Consider the following 14,875-nt stretch of genomic DNA (forward strand, 5'->3'; position numbering starts at 1 on the left):
TGCATCTGGGATCCCGCGCCATGACAAGCCCTCTCCCCCCCTTCGACTGGGACATCTTCTGCTGCGTCGTCGACAACTTCGGTGACATCGGCGTCACCTGGCGACTCGCCCGCCAGCTCAAACAGGAAGGCGCGCTCCCGGCGCAGAAGAGTGAGGTGCAGGTGCGGCTCTGGGTGGACGATCTGGCTAGCTTCGCCCGCATCTGCCCGGCGCTCGACCCCGCACAGGACGGTCAGTGGGTCGATGGCATCTATGTCCAGCACTGGCACGAGCGCCTCCCCGCCGACATGACCCCGGCCAGGGTGGTCATCGAGGCGTTTGCCTGCGAGCTGCCCGCCCCCTTTATCGAACGCATGGCCGAGCAGACCATGCCCCCCTGCTGGATCAACCTCGAATACCTCTCGGCCGAGAGCTGGGTCGAGGATTGCCATGGCCTCGCCTCGCCCCAGCAGGTCGGCAGCCAGCGCCTCGACAAGTACTTCTTCTTCCCGGGTTTCACGCAGAAAACGGGCGGCTTGCTGTGCGAGCACGGCCTCATCGTCGAGCGCGAGCGCTGGCAGCAGGATGAAGCGGGACTGACCGCCTACTGGGCCAGCCTCGGCTTGCCACCCCAACGAGAAGACGAGCTGCGGGTCAGCCTCTTCACCTACGAGAGCGAGGCGCTCAGGAGCCTGGTCGAGGGCTGGCGCCAGAGCGTCACCCCCGTCACCCTGCTGCTGCCGCTGGGGCGCTCCCTCGACGATGTGCTCATCGGCGCAGGGCTGGCAGAGGCCATTCCGACGGCCAAGGCAGGCGCGCTGCTCCAGGCGGGCAACCTCACCATCAAGCTGCTGCCGATGACCGATCAGAGGGGCTACGATCGCCTGCTGTGGAGCTGCGATCTCAACCTGGTGCGCGGGGAGGACTCCTTCGTGCGGGCCCAGTGGGCGGGGCGCCCCTTCCTCTGGCACATCTACCAGCAGGAAGAGGATGCCCACATGGTCAAGCTGGACGGTTTTCTCGACCACTACCTCTCCCCCTTGCCAGCGCCGGCCGGTCAGTGGCTGCGCCGCTTCAACCATGCCCTCAACCGGGGGGAACACACCGGTGAACTCTGGGCACAATGGCCGCAATACGCGGCCATATGGCAGCAACATGGGCGCACCTGGCCACAGAGGCTGCTGGCGGACGGGGATCTCGTCACGAGGTTGGTGAAATTTTTAGAAAGCCGTATATAATCTGGCAGTTTTTATCCGTCCGTTTCACGAACAGGAATTTTTTACATGAAAACCGCACAGGAAATCCGCGCTGGTAACGTAGTCATGATCGGCACCGAGCCGATGGTGGTCCAGAAGGCTGAATTCAACAAATCCGGCCGTAACTCCGCCGTGGTCAAGATGAAGCTGAAGGGTCTGCTGAACGGCAGCGCCACCGAGACCGTCTTCAAGGCCGACGACAAGCTGGAAGTCGTTCAGCTGGAGCGTAAAGAGTGCACCTACTCCTACTACTCCGACCCGCTGTATGTCTTCATGGACACCGAGTACAACCAGTACGACGTCGAGAAAGACAACCTGGGTGATGCCCTGAACTACCTGGTAGACGGCATGGAAGACCTCTGCGAAGTGACTTTCTACAACGAGAAAGCCATCTCCGTAGAACTGCCGACCACCATCGTGCGTGAAGTCGAGTACACCGAGCCGGCCGCCCGTGGCGACACCTCCGGTAAAGTGACCAAGCCTGCCCGCCTGAAGGGCACCTCCTACGAGCTGGCCGTTGCCGCCTTCGTGGAGATCGGTGACAAGATCGAAATCGACACCCGTACCGGTGAATTCAAGCGTCGCGTCAACTAAGTTGACCCCTTGATGTGATTGCAAAAAAAGCGAGCCAAGGCTCGCTTTTTTATTGGCTGGCACCTCACGGCCGGCCTGATGAGAAGCCGTGCCCCTAGCGGCGATGGGCCAGTGCCCGCACCAGCCTGTCCCCCACCCCCTGTACCAGTTGCACCAGCAGCAGCAACATGACCACTGTCCCTGCCATCACCTTGTCGTCAAAGCGCTGGTAGCCGTAGCGGATCGCCAGATCCCCGAGCCCGCCGCCACCGACCACCCCCGCCATGGAGGAGAAGCCAATGAGCATCACCACCGTCAGGGTGAGTCCGGCCAGCAGCGCCGGCAAGGCCTCGGGCAGCAGCGCCTTGACGACCACGTGCCAGCCGCTGCCCCCCATGGCGAGCACGGCTTCGACGCGCCCCTTGTCCACCTCATCGAGGGCGCTCTCCACCACCCGGGCAAAGAAGGGGAAGGCCCCCAGGGTGATGGGGACGATGGCGGCGGTGCTGCCCAGTGAGGTGCCGACCACCAGCCGGGTCAGGGGGATCAGGGCGATCAGGAGCACCACGAAGGGGAGCGACCGCCCGATGTTGATACCGATCCCCAGCACCATGTTGAGACGGGGCAAGGGCAGCACGCCCCCGGGACGGGTCACCACCAGCAGCACCCCGGTCGGCAGCCCCAGCAACAGGGTGAACACGGCCGCCACTCCCACCATGTAGAGCGTTTCGAGCGACCCCTGATACATCAGTTCGAGCAAGGCATCGACACTCAGGCGACTCTGCATAAACGCACCTCCTCTGTGACTCCGTGACGCGCCATGAAACGCCGCAGGATCTCGGGATCCGGCAACAGGGCCTGCCGCACACGGGAGTCGGGGTTGGCCAGCAGGGTGCCCAGAGCGCCGCTTTCCACCAGCTGACCCCGTTCAAGCAATGCCGCGTGATCGCAGATAGCCCTGACCACCTCCAGCTCGTGGGTGATGAGCACTATGGTGATCCCGAGGCGGCGGTTGATGTCGGCAAGCAGCGCCAGCACCGACTCCGTGGTCTCCGGATCCAGGGCACTGGTCGCCTCGTCACAGAGCAAGTGGCGCGGATTGGCGGCCAGGGCGCGGGCGATGCCCACTCGTTGCTTCTGTCCCCCCGACAACTGGGAGGGAAAGGCGCGACGGTGCTCGCCAAGCCCCACCAGTTCCAACAGCTCGCTGACCCGGGCCGCCCGCTCCCGGCGCGCCACTCCGGCGATTTCCAGCGGGACTGCCACGTTCTCCTCCACGCTGCGGGCGTGCAGCAGATTGAAGTGCTGGAAAATCATGCCGGTCCCCTGACGGTGGCGGCGCAAGGCCGCCCCCTCCAGTGCCGTGATGTCGCGGCCATCGAACAGGATGTGGCCCCGGCTTGGCCGCTCCAGCAGATTGAGGCAACGAATGAGCGTGCTCTTGCCCGCCCCGCTGCGCCCGAGAATGCCGTAGATGGCCCCATCCGGAATCTCGAGCGACACCCCCTCCAGAGCGGGTTGCCCGTGCCCCGGGTACTGCTTGCCGAGCCCCTCCAGCACTATCATGACTGCCGCCCGGCCACCGGGATCACCGACCCCTTGTAGCTCTTGCGAATGAAGTCGGCGATCGCCCTGGACTCCAGATCCCTCGCCAACTGGCGGATCCGCGGATCATCCTTGAGCGCCGGGGTGGTCACCAGGATGTTGGCGTAGGGATTGTTCTGGGCACTCTCCAGCCCCAGGGCATCGCGAGCAGGCTCCAACCCCGCCTCCAGGGCATAGTTGCCATTGATCACCGCCAGATCCACGTCGTCGAGGGAGCGCGGCAGCTGCGGCGCCTCGATCTCCAGGATCTTGAGCGCCTTGGGGTTGGTGGCGATGTCGTGTACCGTCGCCAGATCCCGCGCCGGATCTTCATGGCCGGCCTTGAGGGTGATGAGCCCCTCATGCTGCAACAGATAGAGGGCCCGGCTCAGGTTGGTGACATTGTTGGGCAGGGCGATCACCGCCTTTTCCGGTACCTCCCTCAGGTGTTTGAACTTCTTCGAATAGATGCCAAGAGGCTCCACGTGTACGGTCGCGGCCACCACCAGCTCGGTGCCGAGCGCCTTCTCCTGATCCCGCAGGTAAGGGACGTGCTGGAAGTAGTTGGCATCCACATCACCCGCCACCAGCAGAGCATTGGCATTGATGCCGCCACTGAGCTCGATCACCTGCAGATCCAGCGAAGGGTCCTGGCGTTTCACCTCGCCGAGGATATCCGCATGGGGCAGTGGATCCGCGGCAACCCGCAGCGCCTGGGCTGCCTGGGCGGAGAGAGAGTCCGAGGGCCAATACCAGGCCGCTCAGGGAAAACAGTCCGTGCTTGTTCATCTTGTGCTCCTTGCCATGCAATCAATGGGTGGTTTCGCCGACCGCCAGCGCCCGGGGCGCCGGCAACAGATCGGCATGGTGGCGCAATGCCACATCAGGGTGGGAACGCAGCCGCCCCTTGAGGTAGTTCCAGCCCACCTCCCGCAGCAGCGGATTGTGCGGGTCGGTGGCAGGCCCCCTGGCTTCACGGGCCAGTGCCTCGGGCAGCGGATAGACGGGCACCACGGCGTCGAGCTGGGCCCCCAGGAAGAAGGCGATGGAGAGACGCTCCTGCCCCGGCGCCGACGGCACCACCCGGTGCACGGTCGCCCGCAGGTAGCCGTTGCTGGCGAGCTCCAGCAGCTCACCGATGTTGACCACGAAGGTGCCGGGGAGCGGGAGCGCATCGATCCAGTGATCCGGCGCCACCTCCACCTGCAGGCCGGGCTGGTCATCCTGCAGCAGGAAGCTCAGGAAGCCCGAATCCTTGTGGGGACCGACCCCCTGAGTGGCGCCCCGCTCACCGGGATAGCGGATCAGCTTGATATGTTCGTTCGGACGCTCTCCGTGCAGGGCATCGAAGGCATCTGGCGACAGTGCGAGCGCCTCGGCAAAAGCCCCGAGCAGGGTACGGGACATCCGGGTCATCTGCCCACGCCAGCGCGTCAGCACGGGTTGCAGTGTCGGCAGCGCCTCCGGCCACTGATTCGGCCCCTGCAACCGCCACCAGGGCGGGTCGCCCGCCGCGCGCGGCAAGGCAGGGCGATCGGCACCGATATCAAACTGCTCTCGCCAGTCGGGTTGACCCCGGGTCAGCTCCGCCCCCGGTCGGTTGTAGCCACGAAAATGGGGAGAGTGGATCATGGCGACCTGCTGCTTGGCCGCCAGAGGCAGCGCAAAGAAGGCCCGCGACAGCTGCTGTACCTCCTGTTGCAGCTCGGGATCGATGCCGTGGCCGGTCAGGTAGAAAAATCCCGTCTCTCTCGCGGCATCGCGCAACGATGCCAGAAAATCGGCCCGAGCGTCGGGCGAGGCATCCAGCTGCCTCAGGTCGAGGATGGGCAAGTGAACCAAGGTGCTCATGGCGATAACGCTCCCTGTCGATGGAAAGTGAGGGTGAACCTCTCGTTCTGACGAGACAGGGGGGAGAATTCTCCGCCTGCGGCCAGTGGCGACATGCCCCGGCCCCCTGTCCGCCTGCCCTTACTGAACCATGTATGGGTCACGGGATGGAACAATCAAAACCGGGAATGCTTTGCCATTTGGAACAATCCCGGGCCCGTGTCCGGCCCGCCGGTCAGACCCTCTTCGCCACCGCCGATGCCGATGTGCCCCCTTGCCCTAAAGAAACCCCCGGCGAGGCCGCTATGAGGGAGTGCTGGAGGATCCCCCATGACATTTCGCCCCTATCTGCTGCTGACCCTGCTTGCTTTTGCCGCCCACGGCGCCGGGCAGGCACCGTCAGGCGCCGCCCCGGATCCAGCCCCCCTGGTTCCCCCCGACTACTGGCAGAGCAGCGACTGGCAGGGAATACCCGACAGCACCAGGGTGGACAAACAACAGGTACTGTTTGCAAAGCACGACAGCGACAACTACGTGGGTCTGGTCATCCTGCTGCCCGACTGGCAGCGCAGCGGCCAGCTGTGGCAACTGACCCGGGAGCTGGGGCGCCTCGGTTTCGATACCCTGCTGCTGCTCCCCTCGCCGCAGCAGACCGAGCTCGACCCCGCCGCCGAGAAGAAACAGCAGGTCATCGACGATTTTCGCAAGCAGTTTGCCTCCCGCATCAGCAAGCTGGGGGATGCCAAGCTGCAGGAGGGGGGCTTCAAGCTGCTGCTGGCCCAGGGTACCAGCGCCGCCTGGGCCGCCAACCTCATCGCCAGCGAGCAGTTGCCCGCCCCCGATGCCCTGGTGCTGCTCGACGGCTTCTTCCCCAACCAGCTGAGCAACCAGACCCTCGCCAAGCAGATAGCCCAGGGCAGCATCCCTACCCTGGATCTCTATCAGGAGGAGGGAGGACGCTGGCCCCTGCTGGCGGCCGAAGCCCGCAGAAGCGAGAGCCGCCGCAGCCACAAGCTCAACTACCGCCCCTATGCCCTGATGGACCTGGAGGAGACGCCGGGGCGCATCCAGGGCTGGCTGACGCACCTGGGCTGGATCTGAGTCCCTCCGAGGCACAGCCACCCGCCTTTTGCCTTCCCCATCGGACTTGGTCCGATGCCACCGCGCTGGTCAGCCGCCCTCCATGTTTGGCATCATGTCCGAACCAATGGCAGGAGGCTTCATGCAGCAAATCGTGTTTCTCGACAGCGACACCCTGGACACCGGCATCAATCTGCGCCGCCCCGATTTTCCCCATCACTGGCAAAGCTACCCGACCACGGCGCCGGATCAGGTGGTGGAGCGGCTCAAGTGCGCCAGCATCGCCATCATCAACAAGGTACGCATCGGGGCCGATGAACTGGCCCAACTGCCCGAACTGCGCCTGATCGCCCTGGCCGCCACCGGCAGCGACAACCTGGATCTGGAGGCGTGCCGTGCCGCCAATGTCGCCGTGTGCAATATCCGCAACTACTCGGGCCCTTCCGTCCCCGAGCACGCCATGGCCCTGATGCTCGCCCTGTCGCGCAACCTGTTCGCCTGGCGCCAGTCCCTGCTGGAGGGGCGCTGGCAACAAAGCGGCCAGTTCTGCTTCTTCGACCACCCCATCACGGATCTGCATGGCAAGCGCCTCGGGATCATCGGCAAGGGCACCCTGGGACAGGCGCTGGGACAGCGGGCCAGCGCCATCGGGATGGAGGTTTACTATGCCCAGAGCCAGGTCGGCTCCCCGGGGGATGACGACAGGCTGCCCCTGGATGCCCTGCTGCAAAGTTCGGATGTGATCAGCCTGCACTGCCCGCTCACCCCCTACACCCGCCATCTCATCGGGGAGCGGGAGTTGGCCCTGATGAAACCGGGCGCCCTGCTCATCAACGTGGGCCGTGGCGGCCTGGTGGACGAGCAGGCGCTGCTCGAAGCCCTCGGCAACGGCCGTCTGGGGGGTGCCGGCTTCGATGTGGCGAGCGTCGAGCCGCCGCCCCCCGACCACCCCCTGATGCAGGCCCTGCGTTACCCCAATTTCATCCTGACTCCCCACGTGGCCTGGGCCAGCGAAGAGTCGATGCAGCGCCTCGCGGATCAGCTCATCGACAACATCAACGCCTTCTCCCTTGGCAGGCGCCAGCACCGGCTGGTGTAAGAGGCCGCTCGCCGCCCCTCACGGGCCGGCAGCGGGATCAAAAAAGGGGCCAAAGGCCCCTTTTTGTCGATCAGCTTGCCGCGGCATCAGTCGTCATGCCATCTGTGCTTGCGGTGCTTTTTGTGTTTCTTGTGGTGCTTGTGATAGCGCCTGTCATCGTAATAGCGATCGCCGCGGCTCTCGTGACCATCCCCAGTCCTGGCTCCGATGGCGGAGCCACCGGCACCACCGATACCGGCGCCGATCAGCTGGCCCGTGCTGCCACCGACGCTCTTGCCGATGGCTGCCCCGCCCAGGGCACCAACGGCGCCGCCGAGCGCAGCTTCGTTCTTGTTGCCTCTATTAGCCGTGGCCGCACCACCGGCCGCGCCCCCCAGGGCTGCCCCCACCAGGGCGCCGGTGTCGCCACCCAGCTCCTTGCCGATCATGGTGCCCGCCACCCCGCCGGCTCCGCCGCCGAGAATGGTATTGAGGGTCTCGGATGCCTGCACCTGTCCTGTGCCCAACAGCAACGCCCCCAGCAGCGCCAGTGCGCTCATGCCAAACGGTTTCATTTTCATGGGGTACTCCTGTCAAACCTGATGATTGATTATTTTTCCCTGCACTATACAAAGCCCCCTGACCTGCGCCACTGCCGCAAGGGGCACCTCACGGCCAGCCCTCCCTGTCTCCGGTTCGCGACACGATGCAAGAAAGCAGGCTAACCACCTGAAACCACATCAAAAAAAAAGGTCACACGAGAAATCATCCCCGTCATGACCCTTTTTTAGGCCCAAAGACCCTTTTTTGCAGCAATCACTGTCAGACAGATACTGTCACAACCTCCCCGTCAACGGGCGACGACGCCGCCAGATGCCAGCAATCCCGCCCCTGGTGCTTGCTCTCGTACAGGCAGGCATCCGCCCGCTCGAGCAGCGTCAGGGCATCATCCGGATAGCGCGCTCCGCCGGCGCTCAGGGTGATGGCGTCGGCGAACTCCCGCCATTTCAGGGCCTTCACCCGACCGAGCAGGTGGGTCAGGCGGCATTCCACCTCCGCCTGCTCCCAGGGCAGCAAGGCCGCAAATTCATCGCCCCCGATGCGGTAGACCTGCTCATCCCCCAGGGTTCTCGCCATGATGGTGGCTACCCGAAACAGCACCGCATCCCCCACACCGTGTCCCCAGCTGTCGTTGACGCGCTTGAAGTTGTCCACATCGAACAGCACCAGCCAGTAGGGCCTCCCCGCCTGCTCCAGTCCGGCCCGCTGCTGATCGAAGGCTCGCCGGTTCAGGATGCCGGTGAGGGGGTCGTGGAGCAGGGCATCCTGCCCTTGCAGCAGGCTGTTTCGCACCTGTTCTATCTCTCCCAGGCTGCCGTGCACGAACCAGGTTCGCTGACGCCGCTGGCTCTCCTTTCTCGCCTCATCCCGGATGAGGCCGCTGAGCGAGCCCTGCACCAGCGCCTGCTCCTGGCGAAAGATCCGCACCAGAAACCACTGGCTGCACAGCCAGATGCAGAGCAATGCCAGGGCGGGCAGCACCACCATCAACAGGGTGTCTTGCAGGTTTTCATGAAAATGGGAGGGGGGGAGATAGACGTTGAGATCCCACTCCATCCCCTCCAGAGCGTGTTGCAGGTGGCGACCTGCCCAGAACCCGTCCAGGCCGGCCGCCTGCGTCTCCCGCTCGAGACGGGGCGGCAACAGCGACAAATTGTGCCCCACCACCAGCTTGCCGCCCTTGCGCTCGGTGATGTAGAGAGCCACCGGATCCTCACCCACCGCCCGGTGCAACGCCCTCTGCAAGGCGCTGAACGACATGTCCACCATCAGCAGTCCAAGCAGTTGCCCCTCATGATCCTTGACCCGCTTGATGAGGGTCAGTACCTGCCGGACCGAATCGAACTCCGGGTAGGGACCGAACCAGACGAGATCATCGCCCTCACCGGACAGGGTCTGGTACCAGGGCCGCGCCTGTGCCCGGTAGCCCTCCGGTTGCTGCCAGTCGGGATAGCTGTCGAGCCGATGGGTGCGCGCGTTGTAGAAATAGAGGAAGTGGGCGTCGTACTTGAACTGATGGGCAATGGCCCAGATGGGATTGATGGCCGATGCCCCGGCAGCGATGGCCTGCTTGTCCAGGGACGCCTCCAGTACGCCAAGCTGGCGGCGGTTGTCCTGCGCCATGTCCTGGAGCAGGGTGGCGTCGAGGGCGGCCAGCATGTGACCGTAACCCGCCACCGTCTTGTCGATGCTGCTCAGGTAGCTGGCTGCCGCCAGCAACAGGGTGGCGATCAGCACCAGCCCTCCCAGGAGAAACGACAGCGGAGTCAGTATGTAATAGCGTTCCTTGATCAGCGCCGCCGTCATGTCAATCTCTATAAAATGTCATATTGGATGAATTTTATAGATTCAAAATCTGCAAAAGATATTGATTGAAGTCATTAACATCCACTGCTAATGATAAAAAAGATATCAAGGTGTCTCACGGCCATATTCACATCCGTCATGTGAATATCCATAAAAAGTAGAAACAGTCATTACTCCTCGTTGACGGTTTATTGCCCGCAAGGTGCTATAGTCGATGACTCGAGAAATCGGAGCCAGATGACCTTTGTCGGCAACGCTGGCGGTGATGATTCATCAACCAAGGAGATGTTATGAGCAGTCCGTTTATCGAACAGATCAAAGCACGTCGTACCATCTATGCCCTGGGCAACCGGGTGACCCACTCCGAGGCCCAGCTGACCGCCCTCATCAAGGATGCCGTCAAGCACAGCCCCTCTTCGTTCAACTCCCAGAGTTCCCGCGCCGTCATCCTGTTCGGCGAGCAGCACCACAAGCTGTGGGACATCGTCAAGGCGGAGCTCAAGAAGATAGTGCCGCCGGAGGCCTATCCCCAGAGTGAAGCCAAGATCAACGGCAGCTTCCGCGCCGGGGCTGGCACCGTGCTCTTCTTCGAAGACACCGCCGTCATCGAGGATCTTCAGCAGAAATTCGCTCTCTATGCCGACAACTTCCCCATCTGGTCCGAACATGCCACCGGGATCGCCCAGTTCGCGGTCTGGACCACCCTGGCCCAAGAGGGCATCGGCGCTTCCCTGCAACACTACAACCCGCTCATCGACGATGCGGTGCGCAAGGAGTGGGACCTGCCCGCCAGCTGGCTGCTCCGTGCCCAGATGCCTTTTGGCAGCATAGAGCAACCTGCCGGCGACAAGACCTTCATTGACGACGACGTGCGTTTCCGGGTCTTCAAGTAAGCCTTCACGCCCCCTCCACCAGGGGGCGTTTTCTTCTCTCCCCCTCGTTCACCCTTGTCACGTGCCAGCCATACTCTGAACAAACGCTCTCTTGTCAGGAGGTCCCCATGGGGGACATCGCACGCCAACGTACCTCATGCACATTGACGCCCTTGTCCGCTCTGTTGTGTGTCGCCGCCCTGGTACTGCTGTTCTCGCTGATCGGCATCTTCACCCGCCCCCCCAACCTGCTGGCGGCCTTCTGGCCTGCCAATGCGGTCCTGCTCGGCTGCATGGTGCGCTATCCACGCCTGGCCACCCCGGCGGGCTGGGCCGGCGGCATACTGGGCTTTTTTCTCGCCGCCCTCTTCACCGGCGAGCCCCTGTTCAAAACCATCCTGCTGACCTGCGGCAACCTGGCCGGCATCGGCGTCGGGTATCTGCTGATGCATCGGCTCGCGCCTGCCGACAAGCTCCTCAGGCGCCCCACCTCCCTCGTGCTCCTGCTGCGAAACACCCTGGCCGCCTCCCTCGCCGCCGGCGTGGTCGGCGCCATCATCAATCCCATCCTGTCTCTGGGCCCCCCGCTCTACGGGCTGGGCTTCTGGTTTGCCAGCGAGCTGGTGAACTACATGACCATACTGCCGGTGCTCCTGACACTGCCTCCCCATGACAGCGTGCCCCCCTGGCGCACCCTCCTCTACCGCACCGAGTTCTCCTGGACCAGATTGATGCCGCTGCTGAGCCTGGTGGCCTCCCTGCTGCTCACCCTGCTCGTCGAGGGGCCGGGATCCATCGTCTTCCCGGTACCGGCGCTGCTCTGGTGCGCCGTCACCTACTCCGTCTTCGCCACCAGCCTGCTGACCCTGAGTTACAGCACCCTGATCCTGATCGCCCTCTCAAACGGCCACCTCGTCATCAATCACGATGTCCAGACCCAGTACTGGATGTTCTCCGTCCGGATAGGGGTCATGTTGATCGCTCTCACCCCCCTGACCGCCGCCAGCATCATGGCGGCCCGCAACAGCCTGCTGCGGGAGATGAAACACCTGGCCCACCACGATCACCTGACCGGTGCGCTGAACCGGGCCGGCTTCTGGTCGGCCGCCAACGAACTGCTCCAGCACCTCACGGTGCAGCGCTACCCTGTGGCGATCTGCATGCTGGACATCGATCATTTCAAACGCATCAATGATCGTCACGGTCACGAAGAGGGGGACAACCAGTTGAGCAGCTTCGCGGCCCGTGTGCGCGACCAGCTTCGACCGGGGATCTCTTCTGTCGCCTGGGGGGAGAGGAGTTCGTGGCCATCTGGCCCGGCCTCAGCGAGGAGCAGGCCATGGCAGTTGCCGAGCGGCTGCGAAAAATCGTCGCGCAGCCAGGGGAAGAAAAGGGAGCCGAGCCCGCCGTCTGCATCACAGTCAGCATCGGTATCGCCTCCCAGAAAGAGGGCCCCTTCAATCTGGACGAGCTGCTCTCTCGCGCCGATCAGGCGCTCTATCTGGCCAAGCACAATGGCCGCAACCGGGTGGAACGCTATTCGGCCGAGCAGGCTTCCCCCAGCATCGGGCAATCTTGCGGCGCCTGAATGGCGTGCCCCTTGTCGTCATCATCCGGCCTCTGCCGGCAGCGGGGCGGGCAGATGAAGATGGAGCCCGTCTGGTGCCACCTCGATCTCGATCCCGCGCCAGTCCCGCAGCCAGCCCTTGAGCCTGTCGTCATACCGCCTTGTTCCCCCCATCTGCACCACCTGGCAACCCGCCTGCAGGGCGCTGGCGATGCCCGCTGGTGCATCCTCGAACACCAGGCAATCGGCCGGAGCCAGTCCCAACCGGCTGGCAGCCAGCAAATAAGGCTCGGGATCCGGCTTGCCCCGTACCACATCCCCGGCACACACCAGGAGTCGGGGCAGCGGCAATCCGGCGTGCAGCAGCCGGTGCTCTGCCACTCTCCGGCTTGCGGAAGTCACCAGCGCCCAGCGCGTCGACGGCAGCTGTTCGAGCCGTCACCGGGCACCGTCCAGGGGCATCGGCGCCGCAGCGTATTCCATCTCCAGATCGTCGAGCAGGGCCACCTCCACTGCCACATCCAGCTGGGGAGCCAGGGCCCCTATCACCTCCCGTGAGCGCACGCCGTGACACATGGCGAGCACGGGAGCGGGATCCAGCCCATGGTGCTGACACCAGCGCCGCCACACGACTTCCACGTCGCCGGTGGAGTGGACCAGGGTCCCGTCCATGTCCAGCAGCAGGGCCGCGGCCTTCACGCGCACCGCGCTCACAGGGCTCTCCCCGCCAGCGCATCGGCGAAGACCTGCCGCTGGGCAGCGGCCTCGTAACAGGCGAGCGCCTGCTCCGCATTGCTGGCCCACACCGGCAAGGGGGCGACGACGAACCCCTGCTGCAACAGACTGGTCAGCAGCTCCCCGGTCTCCGGTGCGGCCAGTGGCTGAGCCATCACCAGGCTCCCCTTGATCAAAAACAGATAGCGTTCGCTCGACATGACATGACTCCTTGTGACTGAACAGCGGGCAAGCAGGCCCGTTTCGAGACCATTAGAACAAGGAGATTAGATAATTTATAATCAATAAATCGCCACATTGGATAACCAAATGGAATGAGATTCGACCTGAGACAATTGCAGGCCTTCGTCATGCTGGCCGAGAGTGCCAACTACCGGGAGGCGGCCAGCCGGCTTTTTGTGACGCAACCGGCCCTGACCAAGCAGATCCAGGGGCTGGAGCAGGCCCTCGGCAGCACCCTGTTCAACCGGGGCCGCCACGGGGCCGAGCTGACCGCCATCGGCCTCCAGTTGCTGCCCCAGGCCATGGCTCTGGTGGATCACGGCAAGGGATTCGAGCAGCATGCCCTGGCGCTGGCAAGCGGTGCCGCCGGACGCCTCAACATCGGGTTCGGGCTCTCCAGCTTCGCACTGGCCCCCTCCCTGGTAGCCCGTTTCAAGCAGCAGGCCCCCGACGTGCTGGTTCACCTGCGGGACACCACCTCCGCCATCCAGCAGGAGCACTTGCTGGCGGGTAGGCTGCAACTGGGCTTCATGCGACGGCCTGATGCGCCGCAGCTGAGGGAACACAGGTTGCTGACGGACAGACTGGTGCTGGCCGTCCCCACCCAGGTGGCAGGGCCGGACTTCGACCTGGAGCGGGCGCTGATCCGCGATCCCTTGCTGCAGATGGTGGGCCATCGCTGCCCGGGTCTCAGCCAGCAGATCGCCCGCTTTCTCGGCGCCAACCGGCTGACCGGTCTCATCCAGGAGGCGGAAGACATCCAGACCCTGGTCGCCCTGGTGGCCGCCGGTATCGGCAACGCCATCCTGCCGCGCAGCGTGGGGTTCATCGCAGGCAAGGAGGTGACCCTCTACCCCCTCTCCGGCCCCTGGTCGGAATGGGAAATCAGCCTGGTGTGGAACCCGGAATTTGCCGATCCCATCCGGGATCGCTTTCTGGCCCTGGTCAGGGCGGCATATCCGCAGAGCCACAGCCTCTGAGAGGAGCGCAGCCCGAACCGGAATCCTGAAGTACATAACGGCTGGCTAATGGCCACACCACTGCCGCTCGCAGGGGATGCCGTCTCCTTCCCCATCCATCTTGGTATTGGGGCAATTTTGCAAAAACCAGGTCGCCTCCTCGCAGGAAGTCATCTGGGAGCAATGCTGACGGCCATCGCACTGACGAACAAAAGTCGGAACCTGAACCGTACTGTTCGAAGTACTGTCCTCCTGGCTAAAAGAGGGAAAGGATGGAAGTGAGGCAAACTCGGCCGAGAAGCGGGAATAGGGGAGAACAACCCCGCCAGCACCAATAGGGGGATTAACTTGCCACCCCAGCTCCCCTTGCGACGAGGAGCATGATACTCCCGGGTTCTATATGTGGTGGCGTGTGGTGCCCGAGGGCTCAAATCCTCCCTGCTCCCACGATCCGGCATGGATGGCATAGGTCCGCCAGCCAGCGAGAGCGGGCGGTCGGGAAAGAACACTTGTACGGCACAAGGCTTGCCATCCTTGCTGCTCCCGATCAGATAGGAAACCTTTTCCCCCACCTCCGGCGGCCTGCCATCGAATTGCAGGGTGGTGATGTGAACAAAAAGATCGGCACCGCCCTGCTCCTGCTTGATGAACCCGAAACCGCGTTGTGAATTCCAGCTCGCGATCCTGCCCTGATAACGCATGTCCTCATCCTTGTGGCCAGTACGGTTCCACTCATGTTGCCCGAAATTGGTTCGGTTTCAACAGAGCATTGG

The 14,875-nt window shown here is 63.7% G+C and carries 14 protein-coding genes and 2 pseudogenes; 7 read left to right on the plus strand and 9 right to left on the minus strand.

Annotation, left to right across the window (positions count from 1 at the left end; genetic code table 11):
- The first annotated feature begins 20 nt into the window (after positions 1 to 20).
- Positions 21 to 1,217, plus strand: a complete 1,197-nt coding sequence (earP, locus tag PG879_RS02470) for an elongation factor P maturation arginine rhamnosyltransferase EarP (RefSeq protein ID WP_109422252.1) — start codon at positions 21 to 23, stop codon at positions 1,215 to 1,217.
- Between the two features lie 45 nt (positions 1,218 to 1,262).
- Positions 1,263 to 1,829, plus strand: a complete 567-nt coding sequence (gene efp, locus PG879_RS02475; protein WP_010673788.1) for an elongation factor P — start codon at positions 1,263 to 1,265, stop codon at positions 1,827 to 1,829.
- 94 nt (positions 1,830 to 1,923) lie between these two features.
- Here efp and PG879_RS02480 read toward each other — a convergent pair whose 3' ends face one another.
- From PG879_RS02480 to PG879_RS02495, 4 genes are all read right to left on the minus strand, one after another.
- Positions 1,924 to 2,595 carry a methionine ABC transporter permease gene (locus PG879_RS02480; protein ID WP_010673787.1) on the minus strand — a complete coding sequence of 224 codons (672 nt, stop codon included), beginning with the start codon at positions 2,593 to 2,595 and terminating at the stop codon, positions 1,924 to 1,926.
- Positions 2,580 to 3,374, minus strand: a complete 795-nt coding sequence (locus PG879_RS02485; protein ID WP_270829665.1) for a methionine ABC transporter ATP-binding protein — start codon at positions 3,372 to 3,374, stop codon at positions 2,580 to 2,582. Before PG879_RS02485 ends, PG879_RS02480 begins: the two co-directional genes overlap by 16 nt.
- Positions 3,371 to 4,054 (minus strand): MetQ/NlpA family ABC transporter substrate-binding protein, encoded by a 684-nt coding sequence (locus PG879_RS02490; RefSeq protein WP_405694784.1) that lies wholly within the window; start codon positions 4,052 to 4,054, stop codon positions 3,371 to 3,373. The genes PG879_RS02485 and PG879_RS02490 overlap by 4 nt, the downstream gene beginning before the upstream one ends.
- A 148-nt stretch (positions 4,055 to 4,202) precedes the next feature.
- Positions 4,203 to 5,243 carry an isopenicillin N synthase family dioxygenase gene (locus PG879_RS02495; protein ID WP_039041093.1) on the minus strand — a complete coding sequence of 347 codons (1,041 nt, stop codon included), beginning with the start codon at positions 5,241 to 5,243 and terminating at the stop codon, positions 4,203 to 4,205.
- A 309-nt stretch (positions 5,244 to 5,552) separates the two neighbouring features.
- Between PG879_RS02495 and PG879_RS02500 the strand changes: the two genes are divergently transcribed.
- Positions 5,553 to 6,323: a DUF3530 family protein gene (locus PG879_RS02500; RefSeq protein WP_039041094.1), complete on the plus strand. Its 771-nt coding sequence runs from the start codon at positions 5,553 to 5,555 to the stop codon at positions 6,321 to 6,323.
- A gap of 121 nt (positions 6,324 to 6,444) precedes the next feature.
- Positions 6,445 to 7,401: a D-2-hydroxyacid dehydrogenase gene (locus tag PG879_RS02505; protein WP_039041095.1), complete on the plus strand. Its 957-nt coding sequence runs from the start codon at positions 6,445 to 6,447 to the stop codon at positions 7,399 to 7,401.
- An 86-nt stretch (positions 7,402 to 7,487) separates the two neighbouring features.
- Here PG879_RS02505 and PG879_RS02510 read toward each other — a convergent pair whose 3' ends face one another.
- Both PG879_RS02510 and PG879_RS02515 read right to left on the minus strand, forming a co-directional pair.
- Positions 7,488 to 7,961, minus strand: a complete 474-nt coding sequence (locus tag PG879_RS02510) for a YMGG-like glycine zipper-containing protein (RefSeq protein WP_039041096.1) — start codon at positions 7,959 to 7,961, stop codon at positions 7,488 to 7,490.
- Between the two features lie 241 nt (positions 7,962 to 8,202).
- Complete coding sequence (locus tag PG879_RS02515) at positions 8,203 to 9,747, minus strand: sensor domain-containing diguanylate cyclase (RefSeq protein ID WP_270829666.1); 1,545 nt, start codon at positions 9,745 to 9,747, stop codon at positions 8,203 to 8,205.
- 290 nt (positions 9,748 to 10,037) lie between these two features.
- Here PG879_RS02515 and PG879_RS02520 point away from each other — a divergent pair, with 290 nt between their 5' ends.
- A complete protein-coding gene (locus tag PG879_RS02520; protein WP_010673779.1) occupies positions 10,038 to 10,640 on the plus strand; it encodes a nitroreductase family protein in 603 nt (200 codons plus the stop codon).
- Positions 10,641 to 10,747: 107 nt separating this feature from the next.
- Complete coding sequence (locus PG879_RS20555) at positions 10,748 to 12,265, plus strand: MASE1 domain-containing protein (protein ID WP_373872474.1); 1,518 nt, start codon at positions 10,748 to 10,750, stop codon at positions 12,263 to 12,265.
- Here PG879_RS20555 and PG879_RS02535 read toward each other — a convergent pair.
- Positions 12,229 to 12,900: pseudogene (locus tag PG879_RS02535) on the minus strand (HAD-IA family hydrolase). The gene PG879_RS20555 and the pseudogene PG879_RS02535 sit on opposite strands and share 37 nt — an antisense overlap.
- A complete protein-coding gene (locus PG879_RS02540) occupies positions 12,897 to 13,121 on the minus strand; it encodes a hypothetical protein (protein WP_010673776.1) in 225 nt (74 codons plus the stop codon). The pseudogene PG879_RS02535 and the gene PG879_RS02540 overlap by 4 nt, the downstream one beginning before the upstream one ends.
- A 114-nt stretch (positions 13,122 to 13,235) precedes the next feature.
- Between PG879_RS02540 and PG879_RS02545 the strand changes: the two genes are divergently transcribed.
- Positions 13,236 to 14,123, plus strand: coding sequence for a LysR family transcriptional regulator (locus PG879_RS02545; RefSeq protein WP_203762820.1), 888 nt, complete (start codon positions 13,236 to 13,238; stop codon positions 14,121 to 14,123).
- Positions 14,124 to 14,168: 45 nt separating this feature from the next.
- On the opposite strand, the pseudogene PG879_RS02550 reads toward PG879_RS02545, so the two are convergent.
- Positions 14,169 to 14,803: pseudogene (locus PG879_RS02550) on the minus strand (cold shock domain-containing protein).
- Between the last annotated feature and the right edge of the window lie 72 nt (positions 14,804 to 14,875).

Source organism: Aeromonas sp. QDB63 (assembly GCF_027707425.1).
Classification (GTDB): Bacteria; Pseudomonadota; Gammaproteobacteria; order Enterobacterales; family Aeromonadaceae; genus Aeromonas; species Aeromonas caviae.